Consider the following 16782-nt stretch of genomic DNA (forward strand, 5'->3'; position numbering starts at 1 on the left):
ATAGCTTCTGCGTTTGCGCCAAATTATTCTTGACTGTTCGGTTAGAAATTCTTTAGATTCTAAACTAAACGATCGTTCTGAAAAAGGAAAAAGGAACCGCAATGAAGCTTTATGAAACGGCGATGACGCCAAGCTGCCGCCGAGTAAGTCTGTTTTTAAATGAATTGGGTATTGATATTGAGCGTGTGGCGCTGAATGTTCGTGAAGGTGACAATCTGAGTGCCGATTACGCTGCCAAAGCGGTAAATGGCAAAGTGCCAATGTTAGAGCTTGATAGCGGTGAAACGCTATGTGAAAGCGTCGCGATTTGTCGTTATGTCGATGAACAGTTTCCAAACTCCTTAGCACTGTTTGGCCAAGACCCTCTTGAAAAAGCGCAAGTGGAAATGTGGCATCGCGTGGTTGAACTGCAAGGGCTTTACGCCGGCTTTCAAGCGTTTCGCAATCTGACGGGCGTGTATAGCGACCGCGAACGCTGCGTCAAAGAGTGGGGCGAGGAATCAAAAAAACGTGTCGAAGAATTTTTGCCGATATTGAATCAACGTTTAAGTGAGTCGGCGTTTGTGGCAAGTTCGCGTTTTACCATCGTCGATATTACCGCGTTTATCTTTGTCGGTTTTTGCACTAAGGCGTTGGAGTTGGACGTGCTTGCTCAATATCCAGCCATAGCCACCTGGTTTAATAGCGTAGCGGCGCGCCCTGCATTCCAAGCATAATTACCTACCTATGACTGAAAATGAGCACTTTGGTTGGTCAGGGTGCTTATTTTTTAAGACAATAGTTGCATAAATTTCCATGATCGCTCGAGTTTGAGAGCTGGCTCTCGATTTGACCAGATGGCGTCGTAGGAATGGTGCTATTTGTCTGTAAGGGGTGCCCTACAGTAGTAAATTAAATTATTTAAAAACAACGATTTAACTTTAGTTTATGGTGTTCGGTTTGTTGACTTATTAACCCACTGCTCTAATCTGCCGCTTCCCCTAAAAAGCGAGTTAGAACCATAGTGCGTTTAAAATCACTTCTGTCTGCATTTGTCGCAGTCACTACATTTTTATCGGCACCATCTTTCAGTGCTGAGACTGTGCCCGATCACCAAGAGCATTCAGCATTGGCTAATGTCATTCATGTCGCGGTATTTTCCTCATTGAACCCAACGATGGATAAAACCGTTAGCGAACAGTTTCAAGGTATTAATATCAATTACTTGCAGTCAATTGCTCAAGATATGAATGCCTCTCTCAAAATCAAAGGCTACGACAGTATTGACCATGTCTATCAAGCGCTAGAAAGCGGCGATGCGGACTTGGCGGTCGGCTTTAGCAGAACCAAAGACCGTGAAAAACGTTTTGTCTTTTCTGACCCTTTTTACAGCACCAGTTTGGCGGTTTGGTTTCGTAACAGCCGCGCGGCTTATTTAGCACCCAAAAGCCTAAAGTGGGTGTGTTTGCGCACCTCCAGCTATTGTTCCCGTCTAAGCGAGCTTGGCGTTGATAACGCAACTGTAGTTGAAGATTTCAACGATTCATTTGAGATGGTCAATCGCGGCGATGCTGACGCCTTTATCGTCAACTACGTTTCGCTGTTGCAATATCTTAATGAAAACGATGTGGTTGATGGTCAAGTTTGGGTGCCTGACTGGCTAGAACCTGAGCAAGTATCGGTAATGGCTTCGCCAAAGAAGCGCGCACTAGTTGACAAGATCAACAAAGTCTTGGAATCCGAAGGTGAAACACTGCAAGCGTACTCGTCGCAGTCGTTTAACGCCTACCACAAGATTGACCAAGCCAACATCGCTTACCGTAACCAGCATCATCAAGACAAGGCGGTGCGTTTTACGTTTGATACCGATTCTTATCCGATGTTTTTCCGCGATAAAGATGGCAAGTTGACTGGTGTGTTAAATGATGTACTGAAATTGATTCAAGCGCGTTCAGGATTAAAATTTCAATATGTGCCAATGGAAGAGGGCAAAACCGCCGATCAGATGATGGCCGACGGTGAAGTCGATATTTTGCCACTCACAATGCAAAGCAGTGCAGATGGTGAATCGTTGGCGCTTACCGATCCTTATTTCAACTTAAAGTATGTCAGCGTTGAGCTGATGACACCACGCTTGTCTAAAAGTAGCGCTGATGGCGTATTGCTGACCACCATGCAGCGTTCAGAGCTGAGTTTTAAAGAGTCAGTATTTGATACTCATGCGGTGTCGTTTAACGATCTGCACAAAATGCTCAAGGCGTTGAGTGCTGGTGAAATTGGCCGTGCCTACATTCGCGAAGATCTGCTCGAAATGTTGCTCGCCAACGGCTACGACAGCAAATACCGTATCAACCGCAAAGATTATCGCTCGGTGCGCGCTTCCATTGGGGTGTCCAAGACCGATCCTCTGCTGCTGAATGCGCTTAATAGTGTACTGACGACCATTGATGGCAATGAACTGCGTAAAATTCGCGATGGCTACTCGCGTTTTAACGTTGTGTATGGCTACGACAAATTTAACGTCATGTTGTTGATTGGCGGCTTAATCCTGATTGCGCTTATCATCATTTTCATTAGCTATTTATTGTCGAAGAACTTGAAACTGCAAGTGGTGCTGCGCGAAAACGAAGCCAAAAATTCTCAAGGCGAATTTGAGTTTATGCAGCAGATCATCACCGCCTTGCCCGTTAAAGTCTTTATTCATGACTTTAACCATGACTTGGTGCTTAGTAACTGTTCTAAGCATATGGCCGGCGAGTGTGGCGGTTGTACCATGGCGGAAAACAACGTTGCCAAAAGTCCGATCGTTGAGAACCAAGAACTGATTGAACAGGTGTTGACAGACGGCTTCTCAATCAACCGTACTGTGGACATTACCGATTGCCAGCTCAATATCAAAACCGTTGAGTTCTACCATAAGCGCGTAATCAACTCGACAACGCAAAAAGCGTTCGTGCTGACTGTGATTCACGATGTCAGCGCGCGTTATCAGCAACAGCGTGAATTGATTGAAGCCAACAAAGCCGCTGAGCAAGCGGTGGTTGCCCGTGAACGTTTCTTGGCAAGTATGAGTCATGAACTGCGCACGCCAATCGCCGGCATGAGCGGTTTGCTAGAAATGCTCAATATGCGCCTGACTCACGCTGAAGACCGCATGCTGCTTAAAAACGTGATTACCTCGACTCAGAACCTCAAAATGTTGGTGAACGATATTTTGGACTTCTCAAAGCTTGAGGCCAACCAACTCAACATCGAGTCGGTGGAATTTAACGTGATGAAAGGCACGTGTGAATTACTGCGTATTCACAGCGCAGCCGCGAAAGAAAAAGAGCTGGAATTTGAATTTGATTGGACGCCAACGCCAATTCGAACCATCAAAATTGACGCGCTGCGTTATAGCCAAATCGTCAATAACCTGCTTTCTAATGCGATTAAATTTACCGACAGTGGCAAAATTCGCGTCGAAATGTCGGTTACCAAGAGTCAATTGCATTTCTCGGTAATGGACTCTGGCGTGGGCATGACCGAGCAGCAGCAAAAAGTGGTGTTCCAACCATTTGTTCAAGCAGATAACTCCATTGCGCGCCGTTATGGTGGCACTGGCCTCGGTTTGACCATTGTTCGTGACTTGATTCAACTGATGGGCGGCGAATTTGAGCTCGAAAGTGTCGCAGGGCTTGGCACCAAGATTACCTTCTCACTGCCACTTGAAGTGGAAGAGTATTATCAAAACCCGTTCCCGCATATCGAATTGCACTGTGGAAAAATTCCCAAATATGTCAATGAGTGGCTGGAACCTTGGTTTGAACATGCGGTGTTATCTGGAGAAAAGCATACCGTGGCGGTGACCACTCCAGACGACAAGTCGCTGCACCAGGAAGAGTTCACTATCATCTTGGATCCTGAATTTGACCAGATGGCACATGTCGATAACAATACCGTCCGCTTATCGACCTCACCGCTGTTTCCTGATGTGGTTTTTGAAGTGCTGCGCCGCGTTAATGAAGGTGAAAATAAACCTGAGTCGGATGAAATCGTCATGCTTAGTGGGCATGTGCTGGTGGCGGAAGATAACCCGATTAACCAGATGCTGATCGTCAAACAGTTGGAAGAGATGGGCGTCACGGTTGAAGTCGTTTCTGACGGTCTTCAAGCACTGAATAGCCTGCGTCGCAATTTTACGTCTTATGATCTCTTGATAACTGATGGGCATATGCCCAATATGGACGGTTATCAGCTAGCAAGACGGGTTAGGGACACATTACCGGAATTTGCCGATAAGCCGATCATTGGGTGTACAGCGGAAGATAGTCGTGTTGCGTTGCAACGCGGTGAGATGAGTGGATTTGACCATATTCTTTATAAACCTTATGGCATCCACCCGCTAAACCAATTACTCAGAAAATTCCTGCCGTATAAAAATGCGCCAGTTGCTGAGTTGCTAAGCCCAGAGCCAAAAGTGGTTGACCCATCTTGGCTCGATAATTACAGCATTGATGAAGCATTAATGCTTGGCAAAGTGTACGTCACTACCATGCAGGAAGATTGTGACAAGCTTGAAAGTGTCAGAGATGACCTCGAGCAAGTTAGGCAAGTCGCGCATCGTATTAAAGGCGGTGCAGGGACCGTAGGAGTCAAAGAATTAATGGAACTTGCTCAGGTGGTGGAACATAGCGCCGCAGAGGGGAACCCAGACATTCATGGAAGTATTAACACTTTGATTGCTCAAGTGACACAAACGATAGAACAAACAAGAGATTGGTTAAACGTCCATGAACAGACAGATACGTGTATTGATTCTTGATGACAGCGCTTTGCAGCGCGTCACTACTCGCATGCAGCTCGAGCGCATCGGTGTGTCCGATGTCGATGAAGCGCATGACGGCTATCAAGCTTTAGATAAATGCCAAGAGCAGCATTACGACATCCTGTTTTGTGATTTGGATATGCCCGAAATGGACGGTATCCACTTTCTTAAACGGCTCAGTCGCTCAGGCTTTGACGGCACTATTGGCATTCAAAGTGGCATTGACGCCACGGTGCTGAAAATCGCGTGCATCATGTGTACTCAACTTGGGTTTAAAAAAGTGGTCGCGCTGCCTAAACCCGTTCCACAAGAGACACTGGCCGGTGTGATAAAAGAGCACATCGATGCGCAAGAGCTCGAAGGGGAAGTGAAACCGCATTTGCAGTTTGACGATAGCGCGATGGCGAGTGCGTTTATTAATGGTGAATTCCAAAACTACTATCAGCCGAAATACGATTTTAAAACCGAGCAAGTGGTGGGCGTTGAAGTGCTGATGCGCTGGATCCATCCAACGCTTGGAATCATTGGCCCGGATGTGTTTTTGCCGCTTATCGACAAAAGCAATTTGCAAAACGATCTGTTTTTCCTTTCGGCAGAGCAGGCGTTTGCCCATTTTGCCCAAAGTGACGGGCATTACAGTATTGCGCTGAACGCCACACAAACCAACTTGGAAACGCCAAACTTTGTCGAGCGTTTGCTTGCGTTGGCGCATCAGTACCAAATCGAGCATGGGCGAATCATTGTTGAATTGACCGAAAATGAAGTGACCTTGTTGTCTGCGGTGATGCTGGAAAACATCGCACGACTGCGTATTCATCGCGTGGGGTTATCCATCGATGATTTTGGCACAGGTTATTCAACCTTGTTGAAATTGGCGCAATTGCCAGTGACGGAATTAAAAATCGATCGCGAATTTGTCGCGTCGTGTACCTATGACATTCGTACTCAATCGATTGTCAAACTGACCCATCAATTGGCGCGCAATCTTGGTTTACGCGTGGTCGCGGAAGGGGTCGAAAATAAAGAAACTTGGGCTTATCTGGAGAAATTAGGCGTTGATGTTTGCCAAGGGTTTTTAACTGGACGACCGATGCCGTTTGCTCAAATACAACGCTTAGAGAAAAATTTATGCCTATAAATAAAGTTAGCTGTCTTATTTTGGATGATCACCCGTTGGTTTGCGCAGCCATCGAAGGGCTACTGCGTGACCACCATCGAATTGATGCCGTTTATTCGATGACGGATCCGCAAAAGGCGCAGGCGTTTTTGAAAGAAAACGATATTGATATGTTGGTTTTGGATGTCAATTTATCCAAAGCCGATGGTTTTGAATTTGCGCGCCGAATTACCGCACACGGTTATCAAGGAAAAATGCTGTTTATCTCGGCCAATGAGTCGCAGATCTATTCAGAAACGGCTTTTCGTCTTGGCGCCGATGGTTACATCACCAAATCTGAGAACATGAACCTGATTGTTCACGCCATCGAAAGCATTTTAAACGGATACACCTTCTTTAAATTCACTGGTGATACGCCGGATCGCAATACCGAAGTGAAGCTTTCTCAACGTGAAGCGGTGGTGCTGACTTACTTGATGGAAGGCAAGGCCAACAAAGAAATTGCTGAAATCTTGTCGCTGAGTGCCAAAACCATCAGCACTTACAAAACCCGTATTTTAGAGAAGTACCAAGTTAAATCAGTACTGGAACTGATGAAAGTCGGCGACAATATTAATAAAGCCTGATTCCATTTGATGACGGATTAAAAAGAGCTCTGCGGAGCTCTTTTTTTGTGTCTAGTGTTACGCCTTGGTAATTTTAACCGGGATTGATTATGAGACAGCGGCGCATTTCATTCAGAGGTTTAATTAGAATTACTATACGGTTAACGCTTTGGCGACTAGGATCCAGCCAGTCCACCACAATATTGAAGCTGTTATGAATCAAGCGTTAGATCTTAACTTATTAAAAGTATTGGTTTTGATTAACAAACACCGCCAGTTAAGACCAGTGGCTAAAGCTCTTGGTAAAACCGAAAGTGCGGTGAGCAAGTATTTATCCAAATTACGTTTGCAACTTGATGATCAGCTATTTGTTCGCGGCGCGCATCATCTTGAACCCACCGAATTTACTCTAAAATTATTGCCACAGATCTCCGCAGGTCTGGACCTTCTTGACAATGCCATTGCCCGCCAAGAGTTTGTTCCCGAGCTTTATAACAAAGATATTCGAATTGCGTTGCCCGGATTTTTGGAACACTTGGTGGGTGTTCGAGTCATGAGCGATTTATGGTCGATTTTACCTAACGCTAGGGTTCACATTACGGCTTGGAATGATTTGACCACCGAGCAGATTCTGGACAACCGCATCGATATTGGTGTGCATTATTTTAATCCGGCACAGACCAAAACCATTTACCAACATCGAATGGGTAATGTTAGTGGCGCAGTGGTGACGTCCAGTGATTGCGAGCAGGTGCGCTTTGAAGAGCTGATCAAAAAGCCATTCGTGCTGATGGAGATGAAAGGTTGGCATCAAAGCCAAGCGGTTATCAAAACAAGTTTGGAAGAAAGCGGCTACGAGATTGATTGTCGAGGCACAGTAGATAGTGTTCAAGCGCTGTTTGAGATCATTAAACGTCACGACTACGGTGCATTTCTGCCGAATTTAAATATCGAATGTGAAGGACTACGTTATAACCCGATTCCGGACGAGGTGTTTGAGCGAGGATTGCCGCCAGTGGTCGCCAATTACAAGGCGCTGAACATCGGTAGTCCGCTGCATTCCATTTTGTACCAAGTACTAAAACGGGCACTGTTTAACCAAGTGCCCGTTTCAAAGTAGGGGTGGCGATTAACTTGCCGCGCTGATCGGCGCTTGTTCGTCACCTAAATGTTCACGCATTTGCATCAGTTCGACGATCGAGTTGACGTTGTACTTATCCAAAATGCGTGATTTATAAGTACTGATGGTTTTTGAGCTCAGTGATAGCAGCTCTGAAATACGTTTATTGGTGTAGCCTTTAATGAGGTAGTTAAACACCACGGTCTCACGGTTTGACAGCGCAACATTCTTGCGGAAAGTATTGGCTTTATGCTTAAACACAGAGTAGCCGCGGGCCACACTCAAAATCGCTTCTTTGATCACCACTGATGATTCCACTTTGGAAATGTAGCCATTAGCGCCGAGTTTATAAGCGGTCATAGAGTACATAGGGTGTTTGCTGCTTGAGATAAACAGTACTTTACCCGCATAACCATGAGCGCGCGCTCGGCGAATAAATTCAAAACCGTCCGAATTTTCCAAATCGACATCCAAAATCACATAATCGATGTCGTGGTTTCGTAGAAGTTGAATACCAAACGTCGCATTGTTGGCTTGGTAGGCTTGAGCGTTGGGCATGCACTCATAAACCAAGTTTTCAATTGCAGTGCGCATTAGCGGCTGGGTATCAATGATCAAAATATTCATTGCTGACATATATAGTGCCTCGGTGTGTGAATGAGTGACATCAATGTCCTAACGTTCCCAATGGCGCTAATGTAAGGGATAACTGACGGAATTGGTGGAATACCGTACTTTCCATTACGGAATGGACGTCAGCGCGCTGTCAGAAAGGCTCACTTTGGCTGTAGGGCTTGGTGAAGCGAGCGAAAAGTCAGTGAAAAGGTTTTCCAAACCGTGAATTACCATTACACTGCGCCCATTAACCCGTTTTGAGGTGATTATGAACAACGAATACGACCACGACGCTGAAGACTACGGCGAGGAAATCGAAATTGAAGCGATTGGCATTGAGGTGAATACTCAGCCTATTGAGCTTTATAAGGTGATGAAATTGGCCAATCTAGTCTCAGGCGGCGGGGAAGCAAAACACGCCATCAGTGAAGGCTATGTGGCGGTCAATGGTGAGCTTGAAACTCGCAAGCGCCGTAAAATGTACGATGGTGACTTTTTCGAGTTTAACCAAGAATATTACGTGGTGGTTTTTGAGCCGCAAAGCGAACTTTTGCAACAAGAGCCTGACAATGATCATGTTGCTGGCGCTGAGTTAGACGCTATCACTGAGCTTGAGAGTGCAGCGCCGGCTAAGCCGCAAGTGCATTCACAACAACCGTCGTCACAACCCGAATCTCCTAAGGAAAAACCTGCCGCAGAGAAGCAAAATAAAAAGCCAGGCGGTCAACGTCGCTCGCTTGATTTTCTGTAATCGGCAGTATTTAACTTGTAATGCGCAATCTTGATTGCGCATTTTTTTTTGCACAGAAAATCTATACGTTGCCACATTTGCACAGATTTACCGCGCTCAATATTGACGCCAACGCGCCGATAGATTAATAACTTGGTTTATTTATAAAATGCCCGATTGCATCACCGTGAGTGATCTCTTTGCTGAACTTTTTGTGTAAGCGAGCGAGTGTGTATTTCGGTAGAGATTGTACTTGAGCAGAGGATTGTACTTGGGGTGAGATCGCACTTGGGGTGAGATCGCACTTGGGTTGAGACTGTAATTGGGCGTAAAAACAGCGAGTAAAGTCAATGATAAAAGCAATAGCAACACTGAGCCTGCTTGGTTTGGTTGGTTGTGCGACTCTGCCGACCGATACACCGCCAAAGTGGCAAAATAATAGCGATCATTATCTGCTTTCGGGTCGGCAAGGCTGGATGCCAGGTCAGCAATTGGCGTTTGGCGACAACCAAATTGACGTCGACAAGAGCAGTGAGTTGCGCTTTGTCGACGACGTATTATTTAACGCCAGACATCAAAGTGTCACTCTTAACTTAAAAGACAGCAGCGGCGTGAAAGCGAAGCTTCGCTACGAACAGAAGTGCGATGGTCACCGCGGTTCGTTAACCATTATTGAACCCAATAAATTTACGGCGCGAGTCAGTTATCAAGGTAAGCAAGCCTCCTTTACCGACCCCTACAACTTCACCTTTGGTGGTCACCATTATCAAATGCGCTATGGTGAATCGAATTGGCCACAAGTCATCAGAGTATCACGCGACGCTGCCCCTTTTGTTGAACTGCACCTTGGCGTCAGTGATGGTTCATGGAGCACTCAAGATCATGTTTGGGTAGTCAATAGTCTTTCTGCTGAGGGTACGAAAGTGGCGGCGTTACTCTCAGGTTACGCGGTCACGTATAATCCGGAGTATTGCGAATACGATGAGGACGATGACGAATAGCCCAACGCTGACTTGATAGGGCGCGAACAACCGTTGCTGTCCTATTGAGTCCAGTCTTTGTCTGCCACAGCCAAGTCAGAGCTTTTCTAATCAGCTAGGCTAAGTGAATAAACAACAAAATCATTCGATTAGCGACAAGGAATCGTCATGGAAGACAGACAAGCAGCGCCGTTTTCGGTCAAAGAGTACATTGAACTGAACCATAAATTGGAACATGGCATGGAGACATACCCAGGGCTTAGCCATGTTGATGTCTATGAGCATTTTCCGCGTTTTGAAAATAACGCTTTGGTTGATGGTATTAGTTTGCTCGGTATTTCAGGTACTTATATTGACGCTCCATTTCATGAAGACCCAAACGGCGCCAAAATTTGCGACTATCCGCTGGAAAAGCTTGTTAACTTACCGATTGTGGTGGTCAATAAACCAGAGAGCCGTGTTGCTTTTGAACTTGAAGATTTTGCTGGCATTGAAGTCCGCGGCAAAGCGGTGTTGCTCAATAGCAAGCACGATCGCTTTTTTGGTCAGCCTGCCTATGGCGAAAATACGCCCTACCTGTCCGAGCCAGCCGCGCTTTATTTAGTAGAGCAGGGCGTGGCACTGGTCGGCATTGATTCGCCGCTGGTGGATAATATAGAGACCTCTGCACAGTCGATTCCAGTGCATAATATTTTACTCTCAAGCGGTGTGGTTATCTGCGAAGACATGACCAATATTGCGGAGGTTGACGGCAAGCCAGCTTTTCTCACCGCGGTACCGCCGCGAGTCCCACTCGCAAGCTTCCCTGCTCGTGTGTTTGCCACCGTGTATGAATAACCAGAGATATTTCTAATCTTTGTTAAGCGGCTTCGGCCGCTTTTTTTGTCTTGTATTTCTGTGTGACCGCCACGCAATAACGCTTTGTCCTAATCACCCTAAACCTTGGCTGAAATAGTCGAGTTTTGGCGATTTGGCAAGGCTAAGATGACAGCTGATTTTAAGTTTTGACTAGTTGGCAAAGGATAACCAATGAGTGAAGAAACGATATTGACAGCGAGTCATATTTCAAAGCGTTATGGCGGTGTTTTTGCACTTAATGACGTGAGTTTTTCACTGAACAAAGGTGAAATACTCGGGCTTTGCGGTGAGAACGGTGCAGGGAAGAGCACACTGGTAAAAATTCTTGGTGGTTATGTCAAACCGGATTCCGGGCGATTGACCATCGACGGTCATGAGATTGAATTGGGTAAACGCGTCGACCCGGCGCTTATCACCATTGTGCATCAAGAATTATCGATTGTGCCGCATCTTAGCGTGCTCGATAACATCATGTTAGGAATGAAAAAAAGTGGCTTTTGGTATCTGCGCCGCCAACATGTAGAGAGTGTCAAACAGCATTTAGACAGTGTTGGATTGGCTCATGTTTCCCCTTATCAACTGGCCCAAACACTATCACTGGCAGAAAGGCAGTTGGTTGAAATTGCACGCGGCTTGGCGAGCGGCGCAAAAGTGCTACTGCTTGATGAACCTACCGCAACGTTATCTGACGCTGAAATCGACAAAGTGTTTACCATCATGCGTGGTTTGAAAGCGGCGGGGACCACTTTAGTGATCATCAGTCACCGCTTAGATGAGGTGTACACCATTACCGACCGTGTCACCGTGTTTCGTGGCGGCGAGCACATTTTTACTCGTGATACCGCCCAAGTGCCAAGTGAACAACTGGTTAGTGCCATGCTTGGTCACGAGGTCGAGCGCAAAGCAATGCATACAGTTCGTCCGCAAAGTCAGGATGTGTGCCTAGCATGTGAAAACCTTAGCTTAGAAGGGCAATTCGGACCACTTAACTTTAACTGTCATCGCGGAGAAATTGTTGCGATTGTCGGCCAGCTTGGTTCTGGCGCGGATGCGCTGCTGAAAACCTTGGCAGGGCTTGAACCTAATGCCAAGGGCAAGATTGTTGTTAATCAAAAGCAAGTCTCGATCAAGGGCGTGCAACACGCCGACCAACTTGGCATCGCTTATGTGCCGGAAGAACGCGCCGCCAAAGGGGCATTTCTAGATGCGCCAATTGGCATGAATTTAAGCTCTCGAGCACTTGGGAGCCTTGCCAATATGGGCGTGATCTCCAAATCTGACGAGCGCGCGATGGGCGTCGATCTTGCTCGTTCATTTACGTTAAATCCTGAACGTAATCACGAACCCGTTTCGTCGCTCAGTGGTGGTAATCAGCAAAAAGTCGTGCTTGGTAAAGCCGTAGCCACCAATCCGAAATTACTGTTACTCAATGAGCCGACTCGCGGCGTTGATATTGGCGCTCGCGCTGACATATACCAAGTGCTTCGAACGCGCGCCGATTCGGGGCTGTCAATCGTGTTTTTCTCCACCGATCTGGAAGAGATTCTCGACTTTGCCGATCGCATAGTGACGGTATTTAAAGGGCAGGTGGTCAATAACGTATTACGCGAAAATGCCAGTCAACAAAGTATTTTACAGGACATTCTTCACGGTAATGCGCTGGAAAGTCACAAGGAGGTGGCAGCATGAACCCTGCTATTTCGGCTAAGGCAAGCCCTTCACCATTGTCAATCGGGCGCACGGCACTAAGCCCAGCTCGGATTCAATCTACCTCGGTGAAAGTGGCGACGGTGATTGTTGCCCTACTCGCGAGCGTATTTGTGGATGGTTTTGCGAGTACGCAGAATCTCAGTGCCATCTTGTTTATGACGGTATCGGTTGGGGTAACAGCGTGCGGGTTAGCGCTGGTCACCATCAGCGGAAACTTGTTTATGTTATCGCTAAGTGCCACCGCCTCTATCTCAACCATCATTTTCGCCAGTTGTTTGCAGTACGGTTTTGTTGCGGCAGCGGTGATCACTTTACTGTGCGGCTTGGTATTTGGCGCGATTCAGGGCATGGCGGTGGGGCTGCTTAAAACCAATCCCATTATCACCAGCATCGCGGCGGCGTCGGTGATTACTGGTATTGGTTCGTGGGTGTGTGGTGGTCGAACGGTGACCAGCGATGTTTCTGTCAACTGGTTAGGGGTTGACCATTTGATAAGCGGTGTGCCTAACCAAGTGGTGGTTTTGGTGCTAGCACTGGTTGGTTGTGAGCTGTTTTTATCGCGTATGCGTCTTGGCCGAGAAACCTTACTCACCGGTGTGAATAGCGAAACGGCGCGTTTGTCTGGTTTGCGTGTTGGGCTTGCGGTTTGTTGCGCTTTTATTATCGCCTCAGTGGCCGCAACGAGCGCGGGTATTTTGATCGCTTCGCAAACCTCCCAAGGTAATTTGTCGCTTGGTTCTGGGCTTGATTTCAGTGCTATCGCTGCTGTGCTGGTTGGCGGTATCGCCATCAATGGCGGGCATGGACGTATTTTGGATGCGGTGATCGGCGCACTGTTTTTGGCGGTGGTCAGTAATGTGCTGTTGCTAAAAGGCTTTTCTCTGGATATTCAATTGATGGTCAAAGGCGCAGTGGTGATCATTTCTGTGGTGCTGGGTGCCCTGCTGTCACGTAAGCGTTAAGGAGAACGATGATGACATCTACTTTCAATATGGCAAGTCGTTTACGAATCGGATTATGTATTGCGATTCCGCTGTTTTTTGCTTGCGCCAACAGTTTCTTTTTCACCAGCGGCAATTTGTTTGCTCTGATGCAAAGCTTTGCATTGGTTGGTTTGGTTGCTCTGGGGTTATCACTAACCATGATTGTGGGCGAATTTGATCTTTCGGTAGCGCCAATGGTCGCGGTCGGCGGTTTGATTCTCGCCAAGATGGGGGACAGTTCGGCGCTGGTGGGCGTACTGTGGGCTCTGGCGTTTGGCCTTATGGTTGGGCTGATTAACGCAGCATTCATTATAAAACTCAAAGTATCGTCACTGGTGAGTACCCTAGGCGCGATGATTTTGCTGTCTGGATTTGCCTACTGGATTGCTGATGGCAACGTCGTACCTTATTACAACTTCGATGCCTCCGATGTATTAGATGCACAGTTCTGGGTTTTGTTCTCACCACGTATTGTCATCACCCTCGTTGCTATGGCGGTGCTGCTGGTGATTCTCAACTTTACCCGCCTTGGCCGCGATGTGTATGCCACTGGCAGTCATCGTCAATCGGCAATTATGAGCGGAGCAAACACTCAAGCCGCTTTGTATTTCGCGTTTGGTTGCAGCGGCGCTATGGCGGCGCTTGCGGGGGCGTTGATATCTATCAGTCTCGCAACGGGTTCACCAACGCTGGGTGATACGCTACTCATTCAAGCCGCATCTGCAGCCATCTTAGGTGGTGTTTCACTTGGCGGTGGGATTGGCAAAGTGCAGCACGTGGCGCTTGGGGTATTTATTCTCGCAGCGCTGAGCAACGGCTTGAGCTTACTTGGCGTGAGTTCGGCCACGACTTTGCTAGTTAATGGCTGTGTATTAGGTTTTGTAGTTTTAGCTAATGGCGACTTAAGCCGCCTAGGTTTACGCGCACTGACGCGCTCTCATGGATAACAACAAACAAGGAAGTAAGGTTATGACTTATAAACATCAATTAGCGGCATTAACCGCAGCAGCTTGCTTGGCGAGCAGCGTAGCACCACTCTCTAGTGCTTATGCCGCTGAGGGCAAATCAGTAATTCTATTACAACCGACCGAAGAGTGTACCTATTGCTCTGATTACTTGCGCTTTTTTAAGCAAGAGGCGGATAGCGCTGGGCTCAAGTACCAAACGGTCACCAGCCCTTTTGATCCAGCAAACCAAGCCAACCAGGTCGAACAAGCGATTGCCAAACATCCCGATGCGATTATCTTATGGCCGGTAGATGCGAATGCGCTTATTCCTTCGATGCGCAAAGTACAAAAGGCAGGTATTCCACTGATTATCAGTGATGCTATGCCGGCGAAACAGTCGGAACGTTTTTGGGATGTATATACCGGTGGTAATAGCGAAGAAATCGGTCAAGAGTCGGCAAAAGCCATGGTGGCGGCATTTAAAGCCAAAGGTTATGGCGATAGCGGTAAAATCTTTGTGATCAGTGGTACACCGGGTACGCCAACCAGTATTGGACGGACTAAAGGTTTTAAAGAAACCTTAGCCAAAATCGCGCCGAACATCGAAATCGTTGGCGAGCAGCCAGGAAACTGGGATCAAAATGTAGCAATGAATGCGGCTTCTTCGATGTTTACCCGCTTTGGTGATCAAGTGTCTGGCGTTTACGCCGTTGAAGATTTAATGATGGCTGGTGTGATTGTGGCAGCAAAACGCGCCGGCATTGATGCGCAGAAATTGGCGTTAATTGGGGTTGGCTGTGAAGTGCAAGGCTATCAAAATATCAAACAGGGCATTCAGTATGCGACGGTGCTATCAGATGCCTACAGCGATGCAAAATACGCTGTCAATGCCGCGGTCAAACTGCTTAATGGTGAAAAGCAGCCTAAATACAGCTATTTGCCAAACCCAATTATTACTCAAAACAATCTCAGTGACTGTAAAGGCATTTAAACCTTCTTAGCAGCCGAGAAAGTATCAAACATGGCGAAGTTTGCGCTTCGCCAGCATTCAGTATTAAGGAATAGATTTATGTCTGAACAAAGTAAAACCTTGCGTTTACATATTCCGCAGTGGCAAGGGGGCAATCATCCTGCCTATCATTTTGGCGCGCAACTTCTCGCTTGGCTGGCGCCGAAAGCTAAAGGTCCGGTAGAAGAGGTCGAGGTCGCTTTTGATCAAAATGGCAACCTTGAGAATGAGAATGGCATCGTTGGGCGCTCGCAGATTATTCCTCAGTTGGAGCAGGCGCGCGCTCTGATTAATAAACACCAGCCAGAGAGTTTGGTGGTACTTGGCGGTGACTGCTTAGTCGATTTGGCGCCATTTGCTTATCTGCAGCAAAAATATCAAGATGACTTGGGTATTTTATGGGTTGACGCTCACCCTGACATTATGACTTCCAACGAGTTTGAGCATTCTCATGCATCTGTGTTGCGTGCACTGATGGGAGAAGGGGACAGTGATTTAACCCAATTTGTCACCACTCCGATTAAGGCCAATAAAGTGATGTACGCTGGCGTCAATAACGAGAGTGAGTTTGAAGCCAATTTCTTGGCCGAAAAACAGATGCGTGTGTGCAGACCCGATGAGATCAAATCGCAAATTACCTCGATTCAAAAATGGATTGAAGAAGAGCAAATTAAGGTGCTCGCGATCCACTTGGACCTTGATGTAATTAGCGCGACGAGTTTTGGCTCATTACTATTTAACAATCCCCATGTTCCTGCAAATGCTTATGAAGGCATCGCCCAAGGTCAAATCACTATGGATGACGTCGTTAAAGTGATTGGCATAGCGAGTGAACATACAAAAGTGGTGGGTATTGGGGTCGCTGAGCATCTTCCTTGGGATTCACTTAACCTCAAACATATGCTTGAAAAGCTCCCTTTACTTGGAGAGTAAGTATTGAGTGATAAGTACTTGATGAATAGCTGAGTTGAATATTCGTACTTAAGCGATTAAAAAGAGCCCTTGGGCTCTTTTTTTGTTTGTCAGCTCTAAACCACCGCCTAGGGCGGTGGTGATTGTCCCTTGGGGCTATTGCCCGAAGGAATGCCCATGTTAGAAGTAAGTCTCTTATTCACCACAAGTAAGAGGAAACTAAAAACATGGGCGACTACAGAAGTTCATCACATGTATATTGGCGTTGTAAATACCACATAGTATGGACGCCGAAGTATAGATTTAAGATCTTGAAAGGTAATGTAGGTAAGGAGCTTTACCGCTCGATCTACATTTTGTGCAATATAAAAGATTGTGAAGTCTTGGAATTAAATATTCAGCCAGATCAC

15 protein-coding genes are annotated in these 16782 nt (G+C 46.8%); 14 read left to right on the top strand and 1 reads right to left on the bottom strand.

Going from position 1 to position 16782, the window contains the following annotated elements; all coding sequences use genetic code 11:
• The first annotated feature begins 101 nt into the window (after nt 1-101).
• From BLS03_RS11070 to BLS03_RS11090, 5 genes are all read left to right on the top strand, one after another.
• A complete protein-coding gene (locus BLS03_RS11070) occupies nt 102-716 on the top strand; it encodes a glutathione S-transferase family protein (RefSeq protein WP_093273570.1) in 615 nt (204 codons plus the stop codon).
• Between the two features lie 287 nt (nt 717-1003).
• Nucleotides 1004-4783, top strand: coding sequence for an ATP-binding protein (locus BLS03_RS11075; protein ID WP_093273573.1), 3780 nt, complete (start codon nt 1004-1006; stop codon nt 4781-4783).
• Nucleotides 4752-5924 carry an EAL domain-containing response regulator gene (locus tag BLS03_RS11080; protein ID WP_093273576.1) on the top strand — a complete coding sequence of 391 codons (1173 nt, stop codon included), beginning with the start codon at nt 4752-4754 and terminating at the stop codon, nt 5922-5924. The genes BLS03_RS11075 and BLS03_RS11080 overlap by 32 nt, the downstream gene beginning before the upstream one ends.
• Nucleotides 5915-6529, top strand: coding sequence for a response regulator transcription factor (locus BLS03_RS11085; protein WP_093273579.1), 615 nt, complete (start codon nt 5915-5917; stop codon nt 6527-6529). Before BLS03_RS11080 ends, BLS03_RS11085 begins: the two co-directional genes overlap by 10 nt.
• Before the next feature lie 193 nt (nt 6530-6722).
• Nucleotides 6723-7628 carry a LysR family transcriptional regulator gene (locus BLS03_RS11090; RefSeq protein ID WP_093273581.1) on the top strand — a complete coding sequence of 302 codons (906 nt, stop codon included), beginning with the start codon at nt 6723-6725 and terminating at the stop codon, nt 7626-7628.
• 9 nt (nt 7629-7637) lie between these two features.
• Here BLS03_RS11090 and BLS03_RS11095 read toward each other — a convergent pair whose 3' ends face one another.
• The gene (locus BLS03_RS11095; RefSeq protein ID WP_093273584.1) at nt 7638-8264 is read right to left on the bottom strand and encodes a response regulator transcription factor; all 627 of its coding nucleotides are present in this window, start codon (nt 8262-8264) and stop codon (nt 7638-7640) included.
• Nucleotides 8265-8511: 247 nt separating this feature from the next.
• Here BLS03_RS11095 and BLS03_RS11100 point away from each other — a divergent pair, with 247 nt between their 5' ends.
• The 9 genes from BLS03_RS11100 to tnpA all read left to right on the top strand — a co-directional run.
• Entirely contained in the window at nt 8512-8994 is a 483-nt protein-coding gene (locus BLS03_RS11100; RefSeq protein ID WP_093273586.1) for an RNA-binding S4 domain-containing protein, read from the top strand.
• A gap of 329 nt (nt 8995-9323) precedes the next feature.
• The gene (locus BLS03_RS11105) at nt 9324-9974 is read left to right on the top strand and encodes a hypothetical protein (RefSeq protein WP_093273589.1); all 651 of its coding nucleotides are present in this window, start codon (nt 9324-9326) and stop codon (nt 9972-9974) included.
• A gap of 147 nt (nt 9975-10121) precedes the next feature.
• On the top strand, nt 10122-10790 hold the full coding sequence (locus BLS03_RS11110; RefSeq protein ID WP_093273590.1) for a cyclase family protein: 669 nt from the start codon (nt 10122-10124) through the stop codon (nt 10788-10790).
• A gap of 192 nt (nt 10791-10982) precedes the next feature.
• Nucleotides 10983-12500: a sugar ABC transporter ATP-binding protein gene (locus BLS03_RS11115; protein WP_093273593.1), complete on the top strand. Its 1518-nt coding sequence runs from the start codon at nt 10983-10985 to the stop codon at nt 12498-12500.
• Nucleotides 12497-13483, top strand: a complete 987-nt coding sequence (locus BLS03_RS11120; protein ID WP_093273595.1) for an ABC transporter permease — start codon at nt 12497-12499, stop codon at nt 13481-13483. The genes BLS03_RS11115 and BLS03_RS11120 overlap by 4 nt, the downstream gene beginning before the upstream one ends.
• A gap of 8 nt (nt 13484-13491) precedes the next feature.
• Entirely contained in the window at nt 13492-14451 is a 960-nt protein-coding gene (locus tag BLS03_RS11125) for an ABC transporter permease (protein WP_245696664.1), read from the top strand.
• A gap of 22 nt (nt 14452-14473) precedes the next feature.
• On the top strand, nt 14474-15442 hold the full coding sequence (locus BLS03_RS11130; protein ID WP_176765578.1) for a sugar ABC transporter substrate-binding protein: 969 nt from the start codon (nt 14474-14476) through the stop codon (nt 15440-15442).
• A 78-nt stretch (nt 15443-15520) separates the two neighbouring features.
• Nucleotides 15521-16393 carry an arginase family protein gene (locus tag BLS03_RS11135; RefSeq protein WP_093273603.1) on the top strand — a complete coding sequence of 291 codons (873 nt, stop codon included), beginning with the start codon at nt 15521-15523 and terminating at the stop codon, nt 16391-16393.
• 206 nt (nt 16394-16599) lie between these two features.
• Nucleotides 16600-16782, top strand: a 183-nt coding sequence (tnpA, locus tag BLS03_RS11140) for an IS200/IS605 family transposase (protein ID WP_143015618.1), incomplete at its 3' end; no start/stop codon positions are given.

Origin of the sequence: Vibrio xiamenensis (assembly GCF_900100015.1) — a bacterium.
Lineage (GTDB): Bacteria > Pseudomonadota > Gammaproteobacteria > Enterobacterales > Vibrionaceae > Vibrio > Vibrio xiamenensis.